This window comes from Thalassospira sp. MCCC 1A03138 (assembly GCF_002115785.1).
In the GTDB taxonomy this organism is placed as follows: Bacteria; Pseudomonadota; Alphaproteobacteria; order Rhodospirillales; family Thalassospiraceae; genus Thalassospira.
In genome coordinates, this window is sequence record NZ_JFJY01000001.1 from 540,770 (window position 1) to 566,128 (window position 25,359).

Consider the following 25,359-nt stretch of genomic DNA (forward strand, 5'->3'; position numbering starts at 1 on the left):
GCCTATGGACGCCACCACAAGATACGGACCCGTTCGATGAATTTTGCCTCTGACAATGTATCGCCCCTGTGCCCGGAAATCCTGGCAGCCCTCGAACATGAAGCCAGCGGCAATGCGCCTGCCTATGGCAGTGACGACACCAGCCGTCAGCTTGACGCGGCCTTTTCCGAATTGTTTGACCGTGAGGTCGCGGTTGTTCCGGTCGCCACCGGGACCGCAGCAAACTGCATCAGCCTGTCGGCACTGGTATCGCCGTTTGGCGGCATCGTCTGCCATCACGAGGCCCATATCAACGAAGATGAAAGCACGGGCGTTGCGTTCTTTACCGGCGGGGCGAAGCTGATGCCGGTTGATGGCCCGGCAGCAAAGCTTGAGGCCGACAATCTGGATGCCTTTCTGGCAAGCCGGGTGGATCGCGGGGTGCATTCGGTGGCCCCGGAATGCGTGGCGATCACGCAGGCAACCGAACTGGGCACTGTTTACACCGCCGACGAAGTCGCCGCCATTGGCGCGATCTGCAAAAAGCGCGACCTTCGCCTGTTCATGGATGGGGCGCGGTTTGCCAATGCGGTTGCCCATCTGGGCTGCCACCCGGCCGATATCACGTGGAAGGCCGGTGTTGATGCGATCAGCTTCGGGGCAACCAAAAACGGTGCGCAGGCGGTTGATGCGATTGTCCTGTTTGATACGTCACTGCGCGGCAAGGTCGAACAGGCCCGCAAGCGCAGCGGACATCTGTATTCCAAGCATCGTTATCTAAGCTCACAGCTTCTGGCCTATGTGAAGGATGATCTTTGGCTGCGCAATGCGCGCCACGCCAACGGGGCGGCCAGAACCCTTTGTGACATGCTGGTTTCGCATGGGGCAACATTGGCCCATGCGGCCGATGGCAATGAGATTTTTGCGAATATCCCCGCCGAACTGGCGCAGAAAATGCGCGATGCCGGGGCGCTGTTTTATCCGTGGCCGTCATTGGGGGAGGATATTTATCGATTTGTGACAGCGTGGAACACGGATACCGCGCAAATCAGCGATCTTAATGATCGTATTGCGCGCAATTGATCGGCGCAAGGGGTTCCGTGATCAAACGAATCTAGAAATTTCAAGAAGATAGATCGGACGGAAAAGCACGTTAGCTTTATGTGTTTTTCCGTTCCGTCATGTATAGACCCGAAAAAAATGCACGGCTCCCATACCCGATTGTGGGAGACAATTTCATAAAAATAACAGACACTTGACATAAATTCATCATTCATCCGATCAGCTGATCCTACGTAGAACCCCGCAGGAAACGTTGACGATACGCAGAAACCCTGATTATTTTCCCTCGTCGATTGCCAACATAACTGTTGGATCGGGTAAACCCGCCCGTCTATTTGCGCAAATTGCAATGCATGAGCCGTTCAAGGCCAGCAGCCACCTGTGCAAATTGTTCGGGCCAGCCTTGAGGGAGGCATCTTATATGAAAGCGAATTTCGTCAAAGCGGCGATCGGTGCAGGTCTGCTTGCAGCGACTGCGCTTGCTGCTCCGACTGCCGCTTCGGCAAAAACCCTGGTTTATTGCTCGGAAGGAAGCCCGGAAGGCTTCAACCCGCAGCTTTACACCTCTGGTACCACTTTTGACGCGACTTCACGAAACGTCTTTAACCGTCTGGTACAGTTCAAGCGCGGCACGACCACCATCGTTCCGGGCCTTGCAACCAGCTGGGACGTATCGGCCGATGGCACGGAATACACCTTTAACCTGCGTAAAGGCGTTAAATTCCAGACCACCGATGCCTTCACCCCGACCCGCGATTTCAACGCAGACGACGTTGTCTTCTCGTTCCGTCGCCAGTGGGACAAAGAACATCCGTACCATGCGGTTTCCGGTGGCGGTTACGAGTATTTCAACTCGATGTCCATGGGCGAACTGATCAAGGACATCGTCAAGGTTGACGATTACACCGTCAAATTCATTCTGAACCGTCCGGAAGCACCGTTCATTGCCAACATGGCGATGGATTTCGCATCCGTCCTGTCGGCGGAATATGCTGATCAGATGATGGAAGCGGGCACCCCCGAGAACGTCGACCTGAACCCGGTTGGTACCGGTCCGTTCCAGGTTGTTCAGTACCAGAAAGATGCGGTTATCCGTTACAAAGCGTTCCCGGAATACTGGGAAGGCAAAGCCGCAATCGATAACCTGATCTTCGCCATCACCCCGGACAGCACCGTACGCTATCAGAAAATGAAAGCTGGTGAATGCCATGTCATGCCGTACCCGAACCCGGCTGACCTGACCGCGATGGAATCCGATGGCGACATCAACCTGATGAGCCAGGAAGGTCTGAACGTCGGTTATCTTGGTTACAACACCCAGAAAGAACCCTTCACCAATGTCAAGGTCCGTAAGGCCCTGAACATGGCGATCAACAAAGCCGCCATCATCGAAGGTGTTTATCAGGGTGCAGGCGTTGCCGCCAAAAACCCGATCCCGCCGACCATCTGGTCGTACAACAACGATACCGTTGACGATCCGTATGATCCGGAAGCCGCCAAGAAGTTGCTGGCAGAAGCCGGTTATCCGGATGGTTTCACCACCGATATCTGGGCCATGCCGGTACAGCGTCCTTACAACCCGAACGCACGCCGTATGGCTGAACTCGTTCAGGCTGACTGGGCTGCGATTGGCGTGAATGCCGAAATCGTTTCCTACGAGTGGGGCGAATACCTTGAGCGCACCAAAAAAGGTGAACAGGGTAGCTTCATGCTCGGTTGGACCGGCGATAACGGCGACCCCGACAACTTCCTTGCTGTTCTGCTGGGTTGCGATGCCGTTGGCAGCGCGAACCGTGCACAGTGGTGCAACGAGGAATTCGACAGCTTGATCCAGCAGGCAAAAACCACTGCTGACGTTCTTGAGCGTACCCGTCTGTACGAAGAAGCCCAGACCGTCTTCAAACGTGAAGCACCGTGGGCAACCATCGCACACTCGATCGTTTTCGAACCGGTCCGTAAAGAAGTTGTCGACTACAAGATCGATCCGTTTGGCGGTCACATCTTCTACGGCGTCGATATCAAAGAATAACACGCCCCTACACCTTGCCGAAGAGGCCCGGTTTTCCGGGCCTCTTTGCAATTCCGCAATAGAGAGAGACGTCCGCCCGCAGGCCCGCGCGCGGATGCCAAAAAAGGCCCAATGGCATGTTAGGTTTCCTTTTACGCCGTTTGGGTGACGTCATACCGACTTTCTTTGGCGTTACCATTCTGGTGTTTCTGATGATTCACCTGATCCCGAGCGACCCGATCCAGATGCGCGCAGGTGAACGCAGTATCGACCCCGAACGATACGCCGAACTGCAAAAGGAATATGGTTTCGACAGACCGCTTGTTGTTCAGTATTTCGATTATCTGGGCGGTGTTTTGCAGGGTGATCTTGGTGAATCCTTTGTCACCAAACGTCCGGTGATCGAAGAATTCGCGACCCTTTTCCCGGCTACGATCGAGCTTTCCATCGCGGGGATTCTGTTTGCGGTCATTATCGGTTTGCCATTGGGGGTCATTGCCGCGATCAACAGGGGAAAGTGGCTTGACCATCTGACCATGAGTTTATCGCTGACCGGATATTCAATGCCTATCTTCTGGTGGGCGCTGTTACTGATCATGTTCTTTTCGACGACGCTTGGCTGGACCCCGGTTTCCGGCCGCCTGTCGATCATGTATTACATCGAACCGACCACCGGTTTCATGCTGATTGATACCCTGATCAGCGATGAGAAAGGCGCGTTTATCAGTGCGCTCCGTCATCTGATCCTGCCAACGATTGCGCTTGGCACCATTCCGATGGCCGTGATTGCGCGTATGACACGCTCCTCGATGCTTGAAGTTCTGGGCGAGGAATATATCCGGGTGGCGCGTGCCAAGGGGCTTGCCCCGATGCGGGTGATCATGGTCCATGCGCTGCGCAATGCCCTGATCCCGGTTATTACGGTGATCGGCCTTCAGGTCGGTGTGCTGTTTGCCGGTGCGATCCTGACAGAAACCATTTTCTCGTGGCCCGGTATTGGCAAATGGATTGTCGAGGCACTGAACCGCCGCGATTACCCGACCATCCAGGGCGGTATCCTGATGATTGCCTTCGTGGTTATGGGGGTCAATCTGCTCGTCGATCTGATGTATGGGGTGATCAATCCCCGCATCCGGCACAAGCGTTAAGGGGGCGCGGGAAATGACAAACCAGAATACCCAATCATCCACCCCCGAAACGGCAGCAGCCGAAGTGGTGGCAGTGGAAGACCAGAAGATCAATCCGCCAAGCCCGTTCATGGAAACGTGGAATTATTTCCGCAAGAACCGTGGCGCCTATGTCGGCCTGATCGTGATCTGCTTTATCCTGTTCATGGCGGCATTCGCCCAGTGGATTGCCCCATTTGATCCGATTGCACAGGACCGCACCGCGTTCCTGAAGCCGCCGATCTGGATGGAAGGTGCTGATCCGCGCTATATCCTTGGTACGGACGCGGTTGGCCGTGACATCCTGTCACGCCTGATCCATGGCGCGCAGCTTTCGGTGACCATCGGCGTGTTCGTCGTGATCATTTCAATGATCGCCGGTATCGTTCTTGGACTGGTTGCGGGTTATTTCCGTGGCTGGATCGAAGTCGGCATCATGCGCATGATGGATACCATGCTGGCCCTGCCCAGCCTGATCATGGCGATGGCGATTGTCGCGATCCTCGGACCGGGGCTTGAAAATGCCATGCTGGCGATTGCGATCGTCCAGTTGCCGCATTATGTGCGCCTGTCGCGTGCCTCGGTGGTGTCCGAACTGAACAAGGAATATGTCATCGCATCGCAGATTGCCGGTGCCGGTCATATGCGCCAGATGTTCGTCAATATCCTGCCGAACTGCATGGCGCCACTGATCGTTCAGGGCACATTGGGCATTTCCAGTGCCATCCTTGATGCTGCCGCCCTTGGCTTCCTTGGCCTTGGCGCGCAGCCGCCGCTGCCGGAATGGGGTACCATGCTGGCCGAAGCCCGCGAATTCGTGGGATCGGCATGGTGGGTGATCACCTTCCCCGGCCTTTGCATCCTCGTCACCGTGCTTGCCTTCAACCTGATGGGTGATGGTCTGCGCGATGCCCTTGATCCCAAGATGAAGCGGTAAGTCATGGCTCTTCTCGAAGTTAAAAACCTGACAGTCGAGTTCGGCTCCGAAGACCGGCCGTTCCGTGCTGTTGATAATGTAAGTTATTCCGTTGATCGCGGCGAAGTCCTTGGCATCGTCGGTGAGTCGGGTTCGGGTAAATCCGTATCCTCGCTTGCCGTTATGGGCCTGATCGACTTCCCCGGTCGTGTTACCGCCGACAGCCTGACCTTTGATGGACAGGACCTGCTGACGATGTCGCCCGGCAAGCGCCGTGCGATTACGGGCAAGGATATCGGCATGATCTTCCAGGATCCGATGTCGGCGCTTAATCCGTGCTTTACGGTTGAAGCCCAAATCATGGAAGCCCTGAAAGTCCATGAGGGCGGGTCGAAAAAGGAGAGACGTGAACGCACGCTTGACCTTCTGAACCAGGTTGGCATTCCCGATCCGAAATCACGCATGACCGCCTATCCCCATCAGCTTTCGGGCGGGATGAGCCAGCGTATCGTGATTGCGATGGCGATTGCTTGCAATCCGCGCCTGCTGATTGCCGATGAGCCGACCACCGCCCTTGACGTGACCATTCAGGCCCAGATCATCGACCTGCTGCTGAAATTGCAGGACGACAGCGACATGGCCCTGATCCTGATCACGCACGATCTGGCACTGGTATCGGAAGCGGCAGACCGCATTCAGGTGATGTATGCCGGTCAGCTGTTTGAAAGCGGCCCGGCGGACAGCATCTTTGCCGCCCCGCGCCATCCCTATACCCAGGCGTTGCTTGAGGCATTGCCGGAACGGTCCGAAGGCCATGATCGCCTGCGCACCATCCCCGGTGTGGTTCCGGGTCAGTATGACCGCCCGGCGGGTTGCCTTCTGGCGCCGCGTTGCCGTTATGCCAATGATCGTTGCGTTGCCGAACGTCCCGATGTTGGTGCCTATAACGGGCGCGATGTGCGTTGCTTCTATCCGCTTGACGACCGCGGCCAGCCAACCGGCCAAACCACCGGGGAGACCGTGTAATGAGTTTTCTTGATGCAAAACCCGGTGTTCCGTTGCTGGAATCCGATGATCTTGTCCGTCACTACGAAGTCAGCCGCGGCCTTGGCAAACCCAGTGCGATGGTCAAGGCGCTTGATGGTGTTTCCTTTACGCTGGAAGCCAAAAAGACGCTGGCGGTTGTTGGCGAGTCCGGTTGTGGCAAGTCCACGCTTGGCCGTCAGTTGACCCTGATTGAAAAGCCCAGTGCCGGACAGCTTAAAATCAATGGCGAAGCGGTTGGTGATCTGAGCGACAGGGAAGCCAAACTGTTCCGTCGCACGGTTCAGATGATCTTCCAGAACCCTTACGGATCGCTGAACCCGCGCAAGAAAGTCGGTCAGATCCTTGGCGAGCCGGTGTTGCTTAACATGGATCTGGGTCGCAAGGAGCGCGAGGAACGTGTGCGCGAAACCATGGCCAAGGTTGGCCTGCGCCCCGAATTTTACGGGCGCTATCCACATATGTTCTCGGGCGGGCAGCGTCAGCGTATTGCAATTGCGCGTGCGCTGATCCTTGAACCGAAAGTCATCGTTGCCGATGAACCGGTTTCCGCCCTTGACGTGTCAGTCCAGGCACAGGTCCTGAACCTGATGATGGACCTGCAGGAAGAGATGAATGTCGCCTATGTGTTCATCTCGCACGATCTTTCCGTCGTTCGCCATATTGCAGATGACGTCATGGTGATGTATTTGGGGCGCGTCGCTGAAAAGGGACCGACCGAAGAAATCTTTGCCAAGCCGCTGCATCCCTATACAAGGGCACTTCTGGCATCGGCACCAAAGATCGATCCGGCGCATCGCGTCAAGGCAGAGCCGCTTACCGGTGAACTGCCTTCACCGATCAATCCGCCGTCGGGCTGTGCGTTTCATAAACGCTGCCCGTTCGCGACCGACCATTGCGCACAGGTTCGCCCTGAATTGCGCATGTATGAAGGCCGCGAGGTGGCTTGCCATCGGGTCGAAGAAATCGCCTGAAAACAGGCGATCGCCCGGATATCCGGGTAGACAAGGGAGCAAGGGGGCGCGCTTTAACAAGCTGCGCCCCTGAGCCTTTCAGGGTCACAAGAAAGCCTGCAAAGACCTTGCTGGCTGTATGCGAACTCTGAGAACAAAACTCAGCCCCAGAATGTTTCTTCGTGCGTGGCCTGATATTGCTTTATCTCGCTTCTCATCCTGCCTTGCCAGTTATGCACGAAGTCTAAAACCTCTGACGTTTCAAGATGGGCTTTCAATGACGATTGATCGCGCCAACGTTCGGCAATCACGAGACGCCCCGGGCATGCCGCATCAGGATTAACCGCATAAAAAAGACAGCCTTTTTCGGGCTTTGCATTACGCGCGATCACCTGAACGTCGGCGATGAACTGATCAATTTCAGGTGGATCAACATGAATGTGCCCCATCAGAATGATCATGTCATTCCACCACGAGCACGATCTTGCCCTGAATGTGCCCTTTGGCCGCACGTTCATGAGCCTTGCGGGCATCGGCAAGCGGGTATGTGCTGTCGAGCACGACGCGAAGTGTGCCGTCACTCAGCAGATCGGCAAGCTCCGCCAGTTGATCGCCGTTTGACCGAACCTGCGTTGCCGATACCGTAATGCCAAGCTTTTCAGCTTCTTCGTGACTGGAAAAGCCCAGCGGGAACACCGGGAAAAGGGCACCACCCCGTTTGATCGTGCGCAGGAAACGCCCGGCGGTCGGCCCGCCAAGGGCATCAATCACAAGATCAATATCCCGCACGACGACTTCGGGTGCGGTTTTCGTATAGTCGATAAATTCGTCAGCCCCCAAGTCGCTTAGAAGAGCCTCGTGTTTGCCAGACGCAACCGCGATGACCCTGGCACCTTTGAGTTTTGCGACCTGCACGGCAAAATGCCCAACACCACCGGCAGCGCCATTCACAAGAACGGTTTTTCCCGAAAGTTCAACCGGCTTATGCTGATAGGACTGAAGCGGATTTGGTTCACTATGTCCCAGATCAACCAGGAACTGCCAAGCGGTAAGAAGCGACATGGGTGCCGCCGCCGCATGCACATGATCAATCCCGACCGGCTTGGGGGCGGCTTCCGATGCAGGGACCGTGACATATTGTGCATAGGCCCTGCTTCCCCCGGCAAGCCCGGACGGGAAACGAACCATGGCGTAAACGTCGTCTTCTGGCGCAAAGCCGGTAACATCATCGGCAACGGCGTCAACGACACCTGATATGTCGGTTCCAAGTATCACCGGGAAGGATATTTGCGGCTGCCATTCCGGCGGCAGCATCCTGTAGCCATCACGCAGATACCAGTCGGGCGGATTAATCCCGACCGCGTGCACCCGGACCCTTATTTCACCCGGTCCCGGATCAGGTATCGGTGCGTCCTCGTAGCGCATGACCTCGGGTCCGCCGAACGCGTGCTGACGGACCGCCTTCATTGTCTTTGTCATTACGGCTTCTTCTTTCATCGCATATGTGCTATCCACAATCGGAGCACTGATCCGCATTTATGGAGCAGTGCTCCGTTTGTCAAGAGGAACATATGCGGGCCGACGCAAAGAAGAACTACGAACATCTGCTTGCCATCGCGCGGGAGGTTGTCAAAGACCAGGGTGCGGAAGCATCTTTGCGCGACATCGCCCGCAAAGCCGGGGTGGGACTTGGTACGCTGTACCGACATTTTCCAACGCGCGAGGCACTGCTTGAAACCCTGCTGCGCGAGAGCTTTGACGGGCTGAAAGAATCAGCGCGCGAACGCGAAACCGCAAGTTCGCCGGATGATGCGCTGGTATCGTGGTTACGTGATCTTGTTGCGTGCGCAAACGACTATCGCGGTGTCATTGCCGCGATGGTGGCCGCCATTGAGGATGAAGAGTCCGCTCTTCATGCGTCGTGCGTTACTATGAAAGCCGCGGGGACAAGGCTTCTTGTCCGGGCGCAGGAAAAGGGCGTTGCGCGCACCGACATTGATGGCGGTGACCTGTTCGCCATGGTGGGCGCACTTGCCTGGCTTGGCGATCAGCCATCATCGGCACCACGTGCGGATCATCTGTTCAATGTCATCACCAGCGCCATCCTGAAAAAGTGATGACCGGGACCATCACATCCGTAAACCGTCATGGATCAGGCGCTACTACGCGTCCGGTCCGTCAGGGCCAGCAGCACCCCTGCGGCGATCAGAAGGCTGCCGCTGATGCGGTTGAGCCAGCGCATGTGGCGGGCGGAGCGGATCAGCCCCTTTACCTGCCCGCCGACAAGCCCGTAGCCCAGAAGAACACAGGCCTCCATCGCGATGAAGGTCACGCCCATGATCGCGAATTGCGGACCGTATGAACCGGCCGGATCAAGGAATTGCGGAAAGAAGGCGGTAAAGATCAGGATCGCCTTGGGATTGCCAATCGCCGTCAGAAATTCCGTCCGGGCCAGTGACATCGCACCGGGATGGGCGACAAAGCCGACGGTATCACCGGGAACCTCCGGCTCGGCAACCCTGGTTCGCCAGCTTTTGAGACCCAGATAAACCAGATAGATCGCCCCACCCCACTTGATGATCATGAAGGCGGTTTCGCTTGCGGCAAGCACCACGCCAAGCCCCATGGCCGTCACAACGATCATCAGGGCAAAAGCCAGCAGGCGGCCCGCCCCGCCGATGGCGGCCGACGCAACGCCGTGACGCGCGCCATTGAACATCGCCAGAAGATTATTCGGTCCGGGGGCCATCGAAAGCGCCAAGGCCGCGCCGGAAAACAGCAACCATGTATCAAGCTGCATTTGGGGAAGTCCTGTGAAAAATGGGTGACCGGCTGATTGCGCCCGAAATTCAGTCGCGCGTCAAGGCGGCAATCATGGTTGCCGCAGCCGGCCATTTCGACGAAAGGTCCGCCCGTTTGCCCATCGCGAAATCGGCGAAATCAAAACCGGGTGCCACCGTACAGCCCAGAAGGGCAAATTTGCCACCTTGTTTCAGGCGCGCGCCCTGCCAGACATTTTTCGGCACGATCATTTGCGGTTTCTGCCCCGCCAGCAGGTCATTGCCGATTTCAACCAGCCGGTGGCTACCATCGGCATAAAGTTGGAGCTGTTCGACCGGATCGCCAAGGTAATGATGGAAAATCTCGTCACTGGTCAGGATATGCATGCCCGAAAAGGTATCAGGCGTCAGCAGGTAATAGATCGCGGTCCCCGTTGATCGCACGCCAAGATACCGGTTGCCCGGATTGCAGGTTTCCAGCGCGCGGAATGTTTCGGCGTAAAAGCCGCCTTCGGGATGCGGTTGCAGGCCGAGTTTTTCGATCAATTGGTCGATGGTAATATCGCGGGACATGGCGCACTCCCTGCATGGGATGGATGATGGCCGACCATCATGACAAAAAAGGGGAACGGTGCAAACCGTTCCCCCGTATAATTTGGATATATGCGAAACGAGGACTTAGTGGCCCTTGTGTTCCTGATCGCCCATTTTCATGTCGCCGTGATCCATACCGGCATCGCCGTGCGGGCCTTTGGACATTGATCCCATCACATCAATGGTCACCGGTATGTCGCCCGCCTTTTCAAAGGTGAGCGTTACGTCGATTTTTTCACCTTCGACCAGCGGCTTGTGCAGGCCGATCAGCATGACGTGATAGCTGCCCGGTTTGAACATCAGTTCACCATGCATCGGCACATCGATCCCGCCTTCGACCGGGCGCATCTTCATGACGTTGTTTTCCATGATATGCGTGTGCAGTTCGGTTTTATCGGCCAGATCGGATTTCACCCCGACAATGCGATCCGCCATGCCGGTATTTTCGACCGTCAGGAAAGCCGCGCCATTTGGCACCTTGCCAAGCGACGCCTTGGCCCAGGCATCCTTGATTTCGATATCGGCGGCAAACGCCTGGGTCGCGGCAAACAGACCGGCCAGGGTCGCAATAACAGCAAACAGTTTTTTCATGATCTTTGTTTCCATCCTTGTCCGGTGTGGATTGGTTGCATCACACCGGTGATTTGATTTCGGGTGTATCGGGAAATCAGATGGAATGCGGGGGTGCGCGGGAATAGCGCGTGCGCGGCACGGTGATCGTGGCGGCAAGCAGGCGGGCTTGCGCGTATTCGGCATCATGGATGAGTGAAACCGGCGCGCCAAACGGCACGTCCAGACTTGCCATCGCCCCATGATGGGACGCGCATAGCGAACAGAAACCATGACCGGCAGAATGCCCACCGGAATTTTGTGACGCGCCGTCAGGGCCGACGTCGCCAAACGATATGGCGCGCACCCCATCCGCCGTGCAGATGAAGATCAGATCGCCACCGGGGGCGGCATTGGCCCCGGTAATGGCGGTTAACCCGCCACCACTGGCACCGCCATACATCGCACTCACGAAACCCGACTGCGTCACCCCGGTCATCAGGATGACGAATGCCAGCATCCAGACCCGCAGGAGTTTGCCCGCAGCCCGGATATTCATATGTGACAGCATCGGTTTGGTACGAATACGCATGGATTGGGTATGCCTGAATTTACCCCCCGCGACAATGAGATATATCATTGCCGCAGGGTGACAATTGGGGCACGATCACCGCCGAAAAAGCTGATCCAGGCTGATCGAAAGGATACGTTTTTGCCCTACGCGATGGCTGTTCCGATATCCCTGCCCCATCCTGCAATGGTCGATGCCGATTGGGCGGACAGTTTTGCGATCACGATTGACGATCCCGACATCACCCCCGAACAAGCCGCGCAAAAGATCATGGATGGCCGGCCGGTCTGGATGGGGTATCTGCTGGCACTACGTAACGCGATGGTCCGTCCGCTGGGGCTTAAAACCGCGCCCGAACCGGACGCCGATGTCATCGGCCTTTTCCCGGTGATTGAGCGCGGGGACGATTTCATCGTGCTGGGCATGGATGACAGGCATCTTGATTTTCGCCTGACGGTCGAGGTCGAAAAATTCCAGTGCGGGCAGACGGTGATCCGGTCCAGCACCCTGATCCGGCGGCATAATATGCTGGGCTGGATGTATCTTGGCACCATCATGCCGTTTCATAAGGCAATCGTTCCCGCAATGCTGAACGGGGCGTTTGCATCCCGATAGGCGGATAAATAACGGGCCGGTCAAAACCGGCCCGCATCATCACATCAAATCAGATCATATCGCGTGCGCGAACCAGTTCATCGAACTTCGCCCCGTCAAGGAAGCCAAGCGCGATGGTTGCTTCCTTAAGGCTGCTGCGATCCTTGTGCGCCTTTTTGGCGACGGCGGCGGCATTGTCATAACCGATATGGGGTGCAAGAGCGGTCACCAGCATCAGGCTTTGTTCGACATAGTGATCGATTTTTTCCTGATCGGCTTCGAGGCCAACAACGCAGTTATCGGCAAAACTGACCGAGGCATCGGCAATCAGGCGGATCGATTGCAGCAGGTTATAAATGATCACCGGTTTGAACACGTTCAGATCCAGATGACCGTTTGAACCGCCGACAGTCACAGCAACATGGTTGCCGATCACCTGTGCACAGACCATGGTCAGGGCTTCGGCCTGGGTCGGGTTGACCTTGCCCGGCATGATCGATGATCCCGGCTCGTTCGCGGGCAGGACCAGTTCACCAAGTCCGCAACGCGGACCAGACCCCAGCAGACGGATATCATTGCCAATCTTCATCAGCGACGTCGCCAGAACGTTCAGCACACCCGACATCTCGACACAGGCATCATGGGCGGCAAGGGCTTCGAACTTGTTGGCCGCCGTTTCGAATTTAAGCCCCGTGATCGTCGAAACCTGTTTGGCAAATTCGACATCAAAGCCCTTTGGCGCATTCAGGCCGGTGCCAAGGGCAGTCCCACCCTGCGCCAGTTTGCGAAGCCGGACCAGCGCATCATCAATGCGATCAAGGCCAAGCGCGATCTGGGCGGCGTAGCCCGAAAATTCCTGCCCCAGGGTCAGCGGCACCGCATCCTGCATGTGGGTGCGGCCTATTTTGACGATATCGGCAAAGGCCTTGACCTTTGCATCTAGGGCACTTCGAAGATGGGCCAAGGCCGGTTTCAGGTTTTCTTCGATCTCGACCACGGCGGCGATATGCATGGCTGCCGGGAAACTGTCATTGGATGACTGGCCGCGATTGACATGATCGTTGGGATGAACCGGATCGCGTTTGCCCATCGGCTTGCCAAGGATTTCACAGGCCCGGTTGGCGATGACCTCGTTGGCATTCATGTTGGTCTGCGTACCACTGCCGGTCTGCCACACGACAAGCGGGAAGTGATCCAGCAGCTTGCCATCGGCGACTTCGCGCGCGGCGGCCTCAATCGCCTCGGCAAGGTTGGCATCCAGATTGCCAAGGGCGGCATTGGCGCGTGCGGCAGCCAGTTTCTGTATCCCGAACGCCCGGATCAGGGCATCGGGCATGCGTTCGCCGCCAATGCGGAAATTCTGTTTTGATCGCTGGGTCTGCGCCCCCCAATACCGGTCCGCAGGCACATCGATGCTGCCCATGGTGTCCTGTTCGGTGCGGGTGGTCACTGGATTGGTCACGATAGAAATCCTCCGTGTCAGAAAACATACTGACCGGGGCGGGAACCCGGCTGGCAATTACGTTTTGCCGACCCCGAATATGGGCGCAAATGATCGTTCGCGCAAAGTCACTGTGTTGAAAAAATGCAGTTTTATCGTCAGCGATAAAATATCAGCCGGCGATTGCCCCGTGATCTGCGGAAACGTTGTCCTGCCATGCGACAATCTGAACGCCGATGCGATCCAGATGGGACAGCAGTTTTTCAGGTGGCAAACGATCCGTGATCACCCCGGTCAGGGCTTCAAGCGGTGCGATGTTTTCAAGGTAACGCTGATCAAACTTGGTGTGATCCACCATCAGCCAGGTTTCATCGGACCGTTCCATCATGGCGCGTTTGACCGCGACCGCACGACGGTTAACGTCACTGAACCCCTGCCATGCAACGCCCGATGCACCGATAAAGGCCTTGTTGGCGTGGAAACGACGCAGGAATTCGACAGTATCATTGCCGTAGACCGCATTTTCACGCGGATCGAACTGCCCCGGACACATGATGACATCGTCAATAACCGCCTGTTCGCCCATGCCATGCACCACCGCATAGCAATTGGTCAGAACCGTGCGCCGCAATGCGCCGGGGTTCTGGGCCATATAGGGGGCAAGCTGGCTGACGGTGGACCCGGCATCGATCATGATCACATCGCCCGGCCGGATCATATTGCCCGCCATGATGCCGATCCGTTCGAACCCGGCAACCGCGGTCATCTGGCGCTGGGCCAGATCGGGCTGATGGCCCATGGGCTGTGCGGACGCCCCGCCAAATTCACGTTTGATCAGGCCATCGTCACTTAGCGCGTCCAGATCACGGCGAATTGTTTCAGTTGCCACATCGAATCGTTCCGCCAATGTGGCAACTCTCACATGCGGATGAATTTGCAGTTCCTGAAGAATGCGCTGCTGCCGTTCCTTTTTTCCGATACGCAAAGAGCCTCTCTCCCCTGAATAGCCTAGCCCGCACCACTTTTGGATAAGGTTAGCAGTTATTTTTGTAACTGATTGTTACAGTTTTATGTTGCTTTTCAAACTTTTTGCCACTTTATAATGTTGATAAAAGCAACAACAAAAACAACAAAACCACATTTAAAACCGGCATTAAGCCCGCGTTTACAGGGAAGAAAGGTTCTGTCTCATGTTTTCACATGCGAAAAAAATGGACATTTTGAAAGTTTCTACGCTGCTTGCCGCCATCGGCATGATGAGCTTTGGCAGCAGCACGGCATTTGCACAGGCCGATGATTGCATCGCACGTGGCGATCTTGATCAGATGTATTGCGACATGGATGGCGATCTGGTTGCCGATGCACCGCCCGCCGATCAGCAGGTTGACCCGGACACCCTCGTGTTTGCCTATACCCCGGTCGAAGACCCGGCGGTTTATGCCGATATCTGGCAGCCGTTCCTTGAACATCTTGAAAAAGTGACCGGCAAGGATGTCCACTTCTTTGCGGTTCAGTCGAACTCGGCCGAAGTCGAAGCCATGCGCAGCGGCCGTCTGCACGTTGCCGGTTTCTCGACCGGTCCGACCCCGTTTGCGGTCAACCTTGCCGGTGCGGTTCCGTTCGCATTGATGGGTGGCGATGATGGCCGTTTCGGTTACACGCTGCAGCTTTATACCCGCGTTGACAGCGGCATCGACAAGATCGAGGACCTGAAGGGCAAGCGCGTTGCGCACACCTCGCCGACCTCGAACTCGGGCAACCTTGCACCGCGCGCACTGCTTCCGGGTCAGGGCATCGTTCCGGAACAGGATTACGAAGTCGTCTATTCCGGTTCGCATGATCAGTCGATCCTTGGCGTTGTTGCCGGTGACTATGACGCAGCCCCGGTTGCATCCGAAGTCGTCGAACGTATGGTCCAGCGCGACCTTTATGATCCGAACGAAGTCAAAATCATCTATGAAAGCAAGCCTTTCCCGACCACTTCGTTCAACTATGCCTATAACCTGAAGCCGGAACTGATCGAAAAGATCAAGGAAGCCTTCTTTACCTTCGACATGAAGGGCACCGCCCTTGGCGAAGAATTCAAAGGCGTATCGAAATTCGTTCCTGTCACCTACCAGAAAGACTGGGACGTTATTCGTGAAATCCAGGCTGCCAACGGCGTGAAATACACCCCGGACAACCTGAAGTAATCCCTTCTTTCAAACTGCTTCTGCCGGGATCGGTTTTCGATCCCGGTAGTCTTTTTTCAAGGTATCGTGATGCTGCGTATCAAAGATCTGGTCAAACGCTATGGCAAGGATGAGGCTGTTCTGAAGGACCTGAACCTTGAGGTTCCCGGCGAAAGCGTCGTTGCCATCATTGGGGCATCGGGTGCTGGTAAAAGCACGCTTTTGCGCTGTATTAACCGTCTGGTCGAACCGACATCTGGCTCAATTGACCTTAACGGCACCGAACTGACGACTTTGTCGGGTGGCGATCTGCGTCTGGCGCGTCGCCGTATCGGCATGATTTTTCAGGGTTTCAACCTGATCAACCGTTTGACGGTTATGGAAAATGTTCTGTCGGGACGGTTGGGATATGTTCCGGCCTGGCGCGCCATGACCCGCAATTTCCCCCAAAGCGACATTGATCGTGCGTTTCAATTGATGGAACGTGTCGGTATTGCCCATTATGCCAACAAACGCGCCGATGAATTATCGGGTGGCGAACGCCAGCGTGTCGGCGTGGTTCGCGCCCTGATGCAGGAACCCGAAATCCTGCTGGCCGATGAACCGACGGCGTCGCTTGATCCCAAAACATCCCGACAGATCATGGAATTGCTACGCGCACTGGCATCCGAGCTGCACCTGCCGGTTCTGATCAATATCCACAATGTCACCGAGGCCAAGGAATATACCCAGCGCATCGTCGGCATGCGGTTTGGTCGCATCATCTTTGACAGTGTGCCGACGGATCTTACCCAGGATGCCATGGATGAAATCTATGCCGGGGTTCCGGCAGAAGAACGTGGCGAAACCGGCGATCCGGAATCCCTGCGCGAGGTTGTATCGCAATGACCAGTTCCGTTGAAAAAACAACGGGCCATCGCACATGGAAGAAGCCGCCCTTTATCGCCAATCCGGCGATACGCTGGGCGATCATCCTTGGCGTATTGGCCTATGTCGTGTGGGCGGTCACCAGCCTGCCCTTTAACTGGGAACGTATTCAGGAAGGCATTCCGCGCGCCATCCGTATTTTCAAGGGCGCTTTCCCGCCGGACATGATCCGGGGTGAACTGGTGCTGCAGGGCTTTCTTGAAAGCATCAAGATCGCCATCGTTGCAACCCTTGCCGGTGTGATGCTCAGCGTGCCGATTGCCTTTGCCGCCGCATCCAATATTGCGCCCAAATGGCTTTATAACGTCGGGCGTGGCATTATCATTATCGCGCGCAGTTTCCATCCGGTGATCGTTGCCATCCTGTTCGTCAAGGCGGTCGGTTTTGGTCCGCTGGCGGGGATTCTGACCCTGACGATCTATTCCATCGGTTTCGTTGCCAAAATGCTGGCCGAACGGATCGAGGAAATCGACTGGGGCCAGGTCGAAGCCATCCGGGCGGCCGGGGGCGGGACATTCATCACCATGCTTTATGCCGTGATCCCGCAAATCATGCCCCGCCAGATCGGTCTTTCGATCTATCAGCTTGACAGCAATCTGCGCGCGTCTGCCGTGGTCGGCATTGTTGGCGCGGGCGGGATCGGATCGACCCTGATGAATGCGTTTCGGCGCTATGACTATGACTTCGCGCTTGCGATCACGCTTTGCATCATCGGCGTCATCCTGATCAGCGAAGCCATAAGCGGCCGGATCCGGAGGAACATATGGTAACGACAACACAAAACACCGGACCGGACGCCATCGCCGAACGCGAATGGTCACGCTATACCCCCAAACAACGCTGGCTGCGCTTCGCCATGTATGGCGGCGTGGTTCTGGCAACGGTCTGGTCGCTTTCGACGATCAACATCATCTGGCCGTGGCTTTGGGATGCCCCGAAACAGATGGGCGATCTTTTTTCGCGCATGTATCCGCCGTCCCTCAATGATTGGGAAATGATCGCAATCACGTTGCTTGAAACCGTCAATATTGCGACGATTGCAACCTTCTTTGCGGTATTCCTTTCATTGCCGATTGCCCTGATCGCGGCCCAGAACACCACGCCCAACAAGCTGACGCTTTGGATTGGCCGGTTCATTCTGGTGTCGTCGCGGTCGGTCAATACCATCATCTGGGCGCTGCTATTTGTTGCGATTTTCGGCCCCGGCGTGATGGCCGGTATTCTGGCGATTATTTTCCGTTCGATCGGTTTTATCGGCAAATTGCTGGGCGAGGCGATCGAGGAGATCGACCGGGCCCCGATCGAGGCGCTTGAGTCCGTCGGTGCATCGCGGTTCAAAATCCTGATTTACGGGGTTGTGCCACAGGTCATGCCGACTTTCTTTGCGGTCTCGATCCTGCGTTGGGACATCAATCTGCGTGAAAGTACGGTTCTGGGTCTGGTTGGGGCTGGCGGGATCGGTATCGTCCTGCAAGGCGCGATTGACACCTTTGCCTGGCAGACGGTTGCCACCATTCTTCTGGCGATCATCGGTCTTGTGATCGTGGGCGAGGCCCTGGCGGCCTGGCTGCGCAAAAAGGTGATCTGACGTGTCTGAACATTACGACCTTCTGGTCGTAGGCGGCGGCATCAATGGTGCGGGTATTGCCCGTGATGCCGCCGGTCGCGGCCTGTCCGTCCTTCTGGTCGAACAGCGCGACCTTGCCTCGGCCACATCTTCATCCTCGACCAAACTGATCCATGGTGGCCTGCGGTATCTGGAACATTACGAATTCCGGCTGGTGCGTGAAGCCTTGCAGGAACGCGAAGTTCTTCTGGCAGCCGCCCCGCATATCATCTGGCCGCTGACCTTTGTTCTGCCGCACCATAAGGGGCTTCGGCCCAAATGGATGCTGCGTGCCGGGTTGTTCCTGTATGACCATCTGGCAAAGCGTAAACGTTTGCCGGCTTCACGCGCCCTGTCCCTGAACGGTACAGCCGAAGGCAAACCGCTTCTGGACCAGTTCACCAGCGGCTTTTCCTATTCCGATTGCTGGGTCGATGATGCCAGGCTTGTGGTTTTAAATGCCCTTGATGCGCAGGCCCGCGGGGCGGTGATCAAAACCCGGACACGATGTGCCGCCCTTGTGCGCGGAACGGACGGCTGGACCGCGACACTGCAATCCGAAAACGGCAAGGAAACCAGCGTTTTGGCAAAGGCCGTGGTCAATGCCGCAGGTCCGTGGGTGACCGATATGGTCAACCGTGCCGGACTTGGTGACAAGGCGGCAGGGTTACGGCTGGTCAAAGGCAGCCATTTCATCGTACCGCGCATTCATCCGCATGATCATTGCTATATCTTCCAGAACGGGGATGGTCGCATTGCCTTTGCCATCCCCTATCAGCAGGATTACACCCTGATCGGGACGACGGATGTGCCCTATGACGGTGATCCGGCCGAGGTGAAGATCAGCGACGGTGAAATCGATTACCTGCTTGATCTGGTCAATGGCTATCTGGCGGCACCGTTAACGCGGGCCGATATCGTTTGGGATTATGCCGGTGTCAGGCCGCTTTATGACGACAAGAACAGCAACGCATCGGCGGTGACGCGCGATTACGTGTTTGACCTTGATACCGGGGACGGCAATGCCCCCGCGATCCTGTCGATCTATGGCGGGAAGATCACCACCTATCGCCGGTTGGCCGAACATGCCCTGCAAAAGCTTTGTCCGGTTCTGGGCAATCACGCATCCGACTGGACCGCGACATCGGTTCTGCCGGGCGGGGATATGAGTGATGGCAATTTCGAACGGTTCCTCGCCAAGGTCAGGACAAAGTTCGGCTGGTTGCCCGAACAGATCGCCCATCGCTGGGCGCGTTGTTATGGCACGCGCCTGTTTGATATTGCGCCGGATGCCAAGGCTATAGGTGATCTGGGTCCGGAAATTGCCCCAAACCTGTTCGAGGCAGAGCTACGGTTCCTGATGACGCAGGAATGGGCCCGGTCTGCCGAGGATGTTCTCTGGCGGCGGACCAAGCTTGGCCTTGGCATGGAAGAAAGCGATATCAACGCTGTTCGGGACTGGTTTGCAAGCAGCGCGGATCAACTTGCCGCACAGTAAGAACCAGCAACCGGTTACTTGCGCAGATCATCCCATTTGACGAATTCGTGGGCGATGAAATCTTCCATCATCGCCCGCCACATCCGTTCGGCCATGTCTTCGTCAAAGCCATCGATGCGGCACTGGGCACGGACCTTGGTAATCACGTCCTCGATCCGGTCTTCGTCACGCACGGCATCGCGGGTCGGTTTGATGCGCGCGGCCTGTTCGATATAGTTCAACCGTTCCGCCATCAGCGCCACCAGAAGCCTGTCCACCCGATCCACATTCGCACGTACATCGGACATGGTTTCGCAGGGGTTGGCTTTGGTCGTCATCACGGCAGAACTTTCATTATTCACGAAAAATGAAAAATGGCGGCGATTATTCACCGCCATTTCACAATATTAATAAGCGTATTCCTTGAACAGCGGATCAACCGATCCGTTCCATTCGGTTTCATATTTATCAAGGAATTCCTCGGCCAGGGTACGGCCGCTTTCGGCGACGTCTTCGAGGCTTTCGAGGAAGTGGCTTTCATCGTCGCCATAGGCATCCATGCGACCACGCGCCTTAAGCCCCTGTTTGGAGACGGTCAGAACGTCCTTGGCGAGATCCTGAACGGTGCCGTTTTTGAACTTCGTGGCAAGGGCGGTACGCGGAACATCGTCACGAAGGGCTTCGCGTTCGGCATGGCTGAGATCCTTGACCAGATTCCATGCGGCATCGAGTGCCACATCGTCATACAGCAGACCAACCCACAGGGCCGGAAGGGCGCAGATGCGTTTCCACGGGCCACCGTCCGCGCCGCGCATTTCAAGGAATTTCTTGAGGCGCACTTCGGGGAAGGCGGTCGTCATGTGATCGGACCAGTCATTCATCGTCGGGCGTTCACCCGGCAGAACGTCAAGCTTTCCGGCCATGAAATCGCGGAACGATTTGCCTGCGGCATTGATGTATTTGCCATCGCGATAAACGAAATACATCGGCACATCGAGCATGTAATCGACATAGCGTTCAAAGCCAAAACCGTCTTCGAACACGAAGGGCAGCATGCCGCAACGGTCCGGGTCGGTATCGGTCCAGACATGGGATCGTGAAGACAGATAGCCGCTTGGTTTGCCATCAACGAACGGGGATGCGGCAAAAAGGGCGGTCGCAACCGGCTGAAGTGCCAGCGACGTTCTGAATTTCTTGATCATGTCGGCTTCGGACGAGAAATCCAGATTGACCTGAATGGTCGAGGTGCGAAGCATCATGTCCAGGCCAAGGTTGCCGACCTTGGGCATATAGTCGCGCATGATCGCGTAGCGGCCCTTGGGCATCCACGGGATATCCTTGCGTTTCCATTTCGGCTGATGACCGACACCCAGCATTTCGATATCAAGATCACCGCAGATTTCGCGGATTTCATGAAGGTGCTGATGCACTTCACCACAGGTCTGGTGAATGTTTTTAAGCGGCGCACCGGACAATTCGATCTGCCCGCCCGGTTCAAGGGAGACGGAACAATTATCCTTGGTAAGCGCAATCACATTGCCGTTTTCAATGATCGGTTCCCAATCAAAGCGTTCGGCAAGTTGTGTCAGAAGGGTCTTTACCCCCCGTTCCCCTTCGTAAGGGATCGGGCGAAGATCGTTACGGGTAAAGGCGAATTTTTCGTGTTCTGTGCCGATGGCCCAGTCTTTTTTCGGTGTACATCCGGACTCGAACCATTCGACAAGCTGACGACGGCTTTCGATGACCGGGCTGTCGCCGGTGGAGGCGCTGACAGTCATAAGGGCTTCCCCTAATCTCTCGTGACCGGAGGTATCGACCAGTCGCCGATGCGATCCTGAAACACGGACAAAGCAGCAATTGCCGCGGTTTCGGCCCGCAAGATTCGCGGACCAAGGCTTACAGGCGTTGCAAAAGGCTGTTTGCGGATGCGTTCAATTTCGTCGGCGCTAAAGCCGCCTTCGGGTCCAATCACGATTGCATGGTTAACAACATTGTCGTTGTCGATAGCCGAGCCAGCGCCCTTTGCCAATAGCTGACTTAACACTTCACCAATTGGTGAGCCCGATCCCGTCTCGTCACAGAACAGTAAATGCCGGTTTTCCGGCCAGTCTGCGAGCCAATCAAGCAATTTTACCGGTGGGGCAATTTCCGGCACGCTGAGGCGTTCGCACTGTTCGGCGGCCTCGATCACCTGAGCCTGCAGACGGTCAAGGCGCACCTTGTCGGTAATGCCATGCGCCGTCACAATCGGTTGCAAGGTACCAACCCCCATTTCAACCGACTTTTCGATCAGAAAATCAAGGCGCTGCTTTTTGATTGGCGCAAAAGCCAGGATCGGGCCGCGTTCGACAATCTGGTCACGCAATTGCCGTTCGGCAGTCACCGTGCACTTCTTTTTGCGAAGGTGGTCGATGGTCGCCAGCCATTCGCCATCAAGACCATTAAATATCTTGATTGGCGTTCCGGGCTTGAGGCGCATCACATGTTCAAGGTAATGAGACTGTTCAGGTGCGAGTTCGATCTCGCATCCCGGCGTGATAGGATCGGAAACGAATAGGCGTTGCCGGGCGCGGGTGGCGTCATCTGTCATATATGTCCCCAGGCCGGTTATTCGGCGAAGTTCAGTTTGTTAAAGAGTTACATAGGCCAATTATGTCACAGGTCAACCAACCGATACAGAACACGAAGAACGATATGCCGTCTGATGGCTGGATCGACCGGTTCGCGCCGTTGGCCAGTCGACCTTATCTGAAGCTGGCACGACTTGATCGTCCGATTGGCACGTGGCTTCTGCTTTTGCCTTGCTGGTGGTCAACCGCCATGGCAAGCAACGGCGCACCCAGCCTGTTGATGATGGTTTATTTTGCCATTGGTGCATTGATCATGCGCGGGGCCGGTTGCGTCGTCAACGATCTGGCAGATCGCAATTTTGACGGCAAGGTCGAACGCACGGCAACCCGCCCTATCCCCAGCGGCCAGGTCAAAGTCTGGCAGGCAATCGCGTTTCTGGGTCTTTTGCTTCTGATCGGGCTTGCCGTGCTGGTGCAGTTCCGGATTGAGGCGATCATTGTCGGCATCTGTTCCCTGCCACTTGTCATCACCTATCCGTTCATGAAGCGCATTACCTATTGGCCGCAGGCGGTTCTGGGGCTGACATTCAACTGGGGGGCGCTTGTCGGCTCGGCTGCGGTCACCGGAGCTGTCGCACCGGCAGCGGTTGCAATGTATGTCGCGGGCTTCTTCTGGACGCTTGGTTACGACACCATATATGCCCATCAGGACAAGGATGACGACATCAAGATCGGCGTAAAGTCACTGGCGCTTCGGCTTGGCGATGCGACCCCAAGATGGGCCATGGGATTTTATACCGTAACCACCCTTTTGCTGGGTGTTTCGGGTGTGCTAGCCGGATTGCACTGGATTTATTTCCCGCTTCTGGCGTTGGCGTGCCTGCATCTGGCGTGGCAGGTTGCCACGGTCAAACTTGATGATTCCGCGAACTGCCTGAAACGGTTTAAATCAAACCGTGATTTCGGTTTGATGGTGCTGGCTGCCATCATCATTGCCAATCTGGTGGGAACCGGGCTTTAGTTTAGACCCGCATACGGGCTGATCCATCCTTCATCTGCACCATTGTCGAAAGACCGCCCATGATCGCACCGCTTGCCCTGATGATTGCCGGACTGATCCTTGCGGGTGTCGGGGCGCAATGGTTTGCATGGCGGGCCGGCATTCCGGCAATCGTGTTGCTGTCCATCGTCGGGCTGCTGCTGGGGCCGGGAACCGATCTGATTGATCCGGTCAATGATTTCGGTACATTGTTGCAGCCGCTTGTTGCCGTCGCGGTCGCGGTGATCCTGTTTGAAGGCGGGCTTGCGCTTGATTTCCGGGAACTGACGCACAGCGTCAGCGGTGTGATCCGCCTGACGACGATTGCCCCGCTTGTAGCGTGGTTGCTGGGTGCCGGTGCGGCATATTATCTGGCCGATCTTTCATGGCCGGTGGCGGCCCTGTTTGGCGGGATCATGATCGTGACCGGCCCGACGGTGATTGCACCGCTGTTGCGCCATGCCCGATTGTCAAAACGCCCGGCGACGCTTCTGAAATGGGAAGGCATCGTTAATGACCCGATCGGGGCGCTGTTTGCGGTGCTGGCCTACGAAGTCATTGTCGCCAGCCAGCATGGCAACGGGTTTGGCGCGGCAGTTGGCCATCTGGCACTCAACATTCTGCTGGCGGTTCTGATCGGCCTGGCATTCGGATTGGGGACGGTTCAGATTTTCAAGCGTGGCTGGATTCCCGAATTTTTGAAAGCCCCGCTTGTTCTGGGCGTGCTTCTGACCTGCTTTGCCGGGGCAAACGAAATCCAGGAAGAAAGCGGGTTGCTGGCCGTAACCGTGCTGGGCCTGACGATTGGCAATGCGCATTTGCTGGCGATTGATGAGATCCGCCGGTTCAAGGAAACCCTGACGGTCATTCTGGTTTCCAGCGTGTTCATCATCCTGACCGCGACACTTGAATGGTCGATGATTGCCGAACTGACATGGGGGCATGGGCTTTTTGTTCTGGCCATGCTGTTTGTCGTGCGGCCGGTTTCGGTGATCGGTTCGCTGGTATTTTCAAAGGTGAGCTGGAAAGAACGACTTCTGGTTGGCTGGATCGCGCCGCGCGGGATTGTGGCGGTCGCGGTTTGCGGCCTGTTCGGGACAGAACTTGTCGAACTTGGTTATGCCGATGGGGCGCTTTTGATCCCGCTGGCCTTTGCCATGGTGTTTTCGACCGTGGTGCTGCACGGCTTTTCGATCCGGCCCATGGCCCGACACCTTGATCTTGCGGTCAAAGGACCGCCCGGTGTTCTGATCGTCGGTGCGCATCGCTGGACGATTGATTTTGCAAAACGTCTTGTCGAGCTTGATATCCCGGTGGTGGTTGCCGATAGCCGCTGGCACAGCATGCGTCTGGCGCGCGAAGCCGGATTGCAGACCTATTACGGGGAAGTGCTTTCGGAAGTTTTCGAACATCACCTTGATACTTCCTCGCTTGGCAAGCTGATCGCGACCACGGATAACGATGCCTATAACACGCTGGTCTGTACCGATTTCGCGCCGGAATTTGGCCGTCGCGCCGTTTTCCAGACCGGCATGCACGGATCACCTGAAGACCCGAAACGCCATAGCCAGACACTTGGCGGGCTGCCACTGTTTTCCGAGCCGATGACAACCGACGACATCCGGGAGGATTTCCGGCACGGGGCCGAAATTCGCCAAACCCGTCTGACCGACGAATTCGGCTGGGACGATTTCATTGAAGTTCAGGGATGCGAACCACCGGTCATTGCCATTGTCCGCGGGGCGCAGCTTCATATGGGGCCTGACATTCCCAAGGCAAAGCCGCGTGATATCTTGCTGTATCTTGGTCGCAATGCCCAAAACAGTCAGAAGCCCGACGAAAGCCCGGATACGACTTCGCTTGCACCCGGGTCACAAAGCAAGTAAGCCCCGGCAATCAAATTCACCCTGAT

26 protein-coding genes are annotated in these 25,359 nt (G+C 56.4%); 15 read left to right on the forward strand and 11 right to left on the reverse strand.

Annotation, left to right across the window (positions count from 1 at the left end; genetic code table 11):
- The first annotated feature begins 36 nt into the window (after positions 1 to 36).
- The 6 genes from TH468_RS02550 to TH468_RS02575 all read left to right on the forward strand — a co-directional run bounded on the left by TH468_RS02550 (position 37) and on the right by TH468_RS02575 (position 7,149).
- Positions 37 to 1,062 (forward strand): low specificity L-threonine aldolase, encoded by a 1,026-nt coding sequence (locus TH468_RS02550; protein ID WP_085642064.1) that lies wholly within the window; start codon positions 37 to 39, stop codon positions 1,060 to 1,062.
- A 400-nt stretch (positions 1,063 to 1,462) separates the two neighbouring features.
- Positions 1,463 to 3,070: an ABC transporter substrate-binding protein gene (locus TH468_RS02555; RefSeq protein ID WP_085642065.1), complete on the forward strand. Its 1,608-nt coding sequence runs from the start codon at positions 1,463 to 1,465 to the stop codon at positions 3,068 to 3,070.
- 116 nt (positions 3,071 to 3,186) lie between these two features.
- Positions 3,187 to 4,197 carry an ABC transporter permease subunit gene (locus TH468_RS02560; protein WP_085642066.1) on the forward strand — a complete coding sequence of 337 codons (1,011 nt, stop codon included), beginning with the start codon at positions 3,187 to 3,189 and terminating at the stop codon, positions 4,195 to 4,197.
- A 13-nt stretch (positions 4,198 to 4,210) separates the two neighbouring features.
- Positions 4,211 to 5,152, forward strand: coding sequence for an ABC transporter permease subunit (locus TH468_RS02565; protein ID WP_085642067.1), 942 nt, complete (start codon positions 4,211 to 4,213; stop codon positions 5,150 to 5,152).
- Between the two features lie 3 nt (positions 5,153 to 5,155).
- Entirely contained in the window at positions 5,156 to 6,157 is a 1,002-nt protein-coding gene (gene dppD / locus TH468_RS02570) for a dipeptide ABC transporter ATP-binding protein (protein WP_085642068.1), read from the forward strand.
- A complete protein-coding gene (locus TH468_RS02575) occupies positions 6,157 to 7,149 on the forward strand; it encodes a peptide ABC transporter ATP-binding protein (RefSeq protein ID WP_085642069.1) in 993 nt (330 codons plus the stop codon). Before dppD ends, TH468_RS02575 begins: the two co-directional genes overlap by 1 nt.
- A 140-nt stretch (positions 7,150 to 7,289) precedes the next feature.
- Here the strand turns inward: TH468_RS02575 and TH468_RS02580 are convergent, their stop codons facing one another.
- Both TH468_RS02580 and TH468_RS02585 read right to left on the reverse strand, forming a co-directional pair.
- Complete coding sequence (locus TH468_RS02580; protein WP_168177060.1) at positions 7,290 to 7,589, reverse strand: putative quinol monooxygenase; 300 nt, start codon at positions 7,587 to 7,589, stop codon at positions 7,290 to 7,292.
- Position 7,590: 1 nt separating this feature from the next.
- Positions 7,591 to 8,607 carry an NADP-dependent oxidoreductase gene (locus TH468_RS02585; protein ID WP_085642448.1) on the reverse strand — a complete coding sequence of 339 codons (1,017 nt, stop codon included), beginning with the start codon at positions 8,605 to 8,607 and terminating at the stop codon, positions 7,591 to 7,593.
- Positions 8,608 to 8,699: 92 nt separating this feature from the next.
- On the opposite strand from TH468_RS02585, the gene TH468_RS02590 reads away from it, so the two are divergent.
- Positions 8,700 to 9,245 carry a TetR/AcrR family transcriptional regulator gene (locus tag TH468_RS02590; RefSeq protein ID WP_007091190.1) on the forward strand — a complete coding sequence of 182 codons (546 nt, stop codon included), beginning with the start codon at positions 8,700 to 8,702 and terminating at the stop codon, positions 9,243 to 9,245.
- A 35-nt stretch (positions 9,246 to 9,280) separates the two neighbouring features.
- Here TH468_RS02590 and TH468_RS02595 read toward each other — a convergent pair whose 3' ends face one another.
- From TH468_RS02595 to TH468_RS02610, 4 genes are all read right to left on the reverse strand, one after another.
- A complete protein-coding gene (locus TH468_RS02595) occupies positions 9,281 to 9,928 on the reverse strand; it encodes a LysE family translocator (RefSeq protein ID WP_085642071.1) in 648 nt (215 codons plus the stop codon).
- 49 nt (positions 9,929 to 9,977) lie between these two features.
- Positions 9,978 to 10,481 (reverse strand): cupin domain-containing protein, encoded by a 504-nt coding sequence (locus TH468_RS02600; protein WP_037991160.1) that lies wholly within the window; start codon positions 10,479 to 10,481, stop codon positions 9,978 to 9,980.
- A 105-nt stretch (positions 10,482 to 10,586) separates the two neighbouring features.
- Entirely contained in the window at positions 10,587 to 11,093 is a 507-nt protein-coding gene (locus TH468_RS02605) for a copper chaperone PCu(A)C (RefSeq protein WP_231858229.1), read from the reverse strand.
- Positions 11,094 to 11,169: 76 nt separating this feature from the next.
- Positions 11,170 to 11,643 carry a DUF2946 family protein gene (locus TH468_RS02610; protein ID WP_085642072.1) on the reverse strand — a complete coding sequence of 158 codons (474 nt, stop codon included), beginning with the start codon at positions 11,641 to 11,643 and terminating at the stop codon, positions 11,170 to 11,172.
- Positions 11,644 to 11,763: 120 nt separating this feature from the next.
- Between TH468_RS02610 and TH468_RS02615 the strand changes: the two genes are divergently transcribed.
- Positions 11,764 to 12,237 carry a DUF2867 domain-containing protein gene (locus tag TH468_RS02615; RefSeq protein ID WP_168177061.1) on the forward strand — a complete coding sequence of 158 codons (474 nt, stop codon included), beginning with the start codon at positions 11,764 to 11,766 and terminating at the stop codon, positions 12,235 to 12,237.
- A gap of 49 nt (positions 12,238 to 12,286) precedes the next feature.
- Here the strand turns inward: TH468_RS02615 and fumC are convergent, their stop codons facing one another.
- Entirely contained in the window at positions 12,287 to 13,678 is a 1,392-nt protein-coding gene (gene fumC, locus TH468_RS02620; RefSeq protein ID WP_082832655.1) for a class II fumarate hydratase, read from the reverse strand.
- 151 nt (positions 13,679 to 13,829) lie between these two features.
- Positions 13,830 to 14,642, reverse strand: coding sequence for a DeoR/GlpR family DNA-binding transcription regulator (locus TH468_RS02625; RefSeq protein WP_085642074.1), 813 nt, complete (start codon positions 14,640 to 14,642; stop codon positions 13,830 to 13,832).
- A 226-nt stretch (positions 14,643 to 14,868) separates the two neighbouring features.
- Between TH468_RS02625 and phnD the strand changes: the two genes are divergently transcribed.
- From phnD to glpD, 5 genes are all read left to right on the forward strand, one after another.
- The gene (gene phnD, locus TH468_RS02630) at positions 14,869 to 15,849 is read left to right on the forward strand and encodes a phosphate/phosphite/phosphonate ABC transporter substrate-binding protein (RefSeq protein ID WP_231858195.1); all 981 of its coding nucleotides are present in this window, start codon (positions 14,869 to 14,871) and stop codon (positions 15,847 to 15,849) included.
- Positions 15,850 to 15,918: 69 nt separating this feature from the next.
- Positions 15,919 to 16,716 carry a phosphonate ABC transporter ATP-binding protein gene (gene phnC, locus TH468_RS02635; protein ID WP_062950602.1) on the forward strand — a complete coding sequence of 266 codons (798 nt, stop codon included), beginning with the start codon at positions 15,919 to 15,921 and terminating at the stop codon, positions 16,714 to 16,716.
- Entirely contained in the window at positions 16,713 to 17,525 is an 813-nt protein-coding gene (phnE, locus tag TH468_RS02640) for a phosphonate ABC transporter, permease protein PhnE (RefSeq protein WP_062958578.1), read from the forward strand. The genes phnC and phnE (TH468_RS02640) overlap by 4 nt, the downstream gene beginning before the upstream one ends.
- Positions 17,519 to 18,343, forward strand: a complete 825-nt coding sequence (phnE, locus tag TH468_RS02645) for a phosphonate ABC transporter, permease protein PhnE (RefSeq protein WP_062958579.1) — start codon at positions 17,519 to 17,521, stop codon at positions 18,341 to 18,343. The genes phnE (TH468_RS02640) and phnE (TH468_RS02645) overlap by 7 nt, the downstream gene beginning before the upstream one ends.
- Before the next feature lies 1 nt (position 18,344).
- Complete coding sequence (glpD, locus tag TH468_RS02650) at positions 18,345 to 19,859, forward strand: glycerol-3-phosphate dehydrogenase (RefSeq protein WP_085642075.1); 1,515 nt, start codon at positions 18,345 to 18,347, stop codon at positions 19,857 to 19,859.
- 14 nt (positions 19,860 to 19,873) lie between these two features.
- Here glpD and TH468_RS02655 read toward each other — a convergent pair whose 3' ends face one another.
- From TH468_RS02655 to TH468_RS02665, 3 genes are all read right to left on the reverse strand, one after another.
- Positions 19,874 to 20,176 carry a chorismate mutase gene (locus TH468_RS02655; protein ID WP_037991166.1) on the reverse strand — a complete coding sequence of 101 codons (303 nt, stop codon included), beginning with the start codon at positions 20,174 to 20,176 and terminating at the stop codon, positions 19,874 to 19,876.
- Positions 20,177 to 20,245: 69 nt separating this feature from the next.
- A complete protein-coding gene (locus tag TH468_RS02660) occupies positions 20,246 to 21,616 on the reverse strand; it encodes a glutamate--cysteine ligase (RefSeq protein WP_085642076.1) in 1,371 nt (456 codons plus the stop codon).
- 11 nt (positions 21,617 to 21,627) lie between these two features.
- On the reverse strand, positions 21,628 to 22,428 hold the full coding sequence (locus TH468_RS02665; RefSeq protein ID WP_085642077.1) for a 16S rRNA (uracil(1498)-N(3))-methyltransferase: 801 nt from the start codon (positions 22,426 to 22,428) through the stop codon (positions 21,628 to 21,630).
- A 62-nt stretch (positions 22,429 to 22,490) separates the two neighbouring features.
- Between TH468_RS02665 and ubiA the strand changes: the two genes are divergently transcribed.
- Both ubiA and TH468_RS02675 read left to right on the forward strand, forming a co-directional pair.
- Entirely contained in the window at positions 22,491 to 23,429 is a 939-nt protein-coding gene (gene ubiA, locus TH468_RS02670) for a 4-hydroxybenzoate octaprenyltransferase (RefSeq protein WP_085642078.1), read from the forward strand.
- A gap of 59 nt (positions 23,430 to 23,488) precedes the next feature.
- Positions 23,489 to 25,333: a sodium:proton antiporter gene (locus tag TH468_RS02675; RefSeq protein WP_085642079.1), complete on the forward strand. Its 1,845-nt coding sequence runs from the start codon at positions 23,489 to 23,491 to the stop codon at positions 25,331 to 25,333.
- Positions 25,334 to 25,359 lie beyond the last annotated feature (26 nt).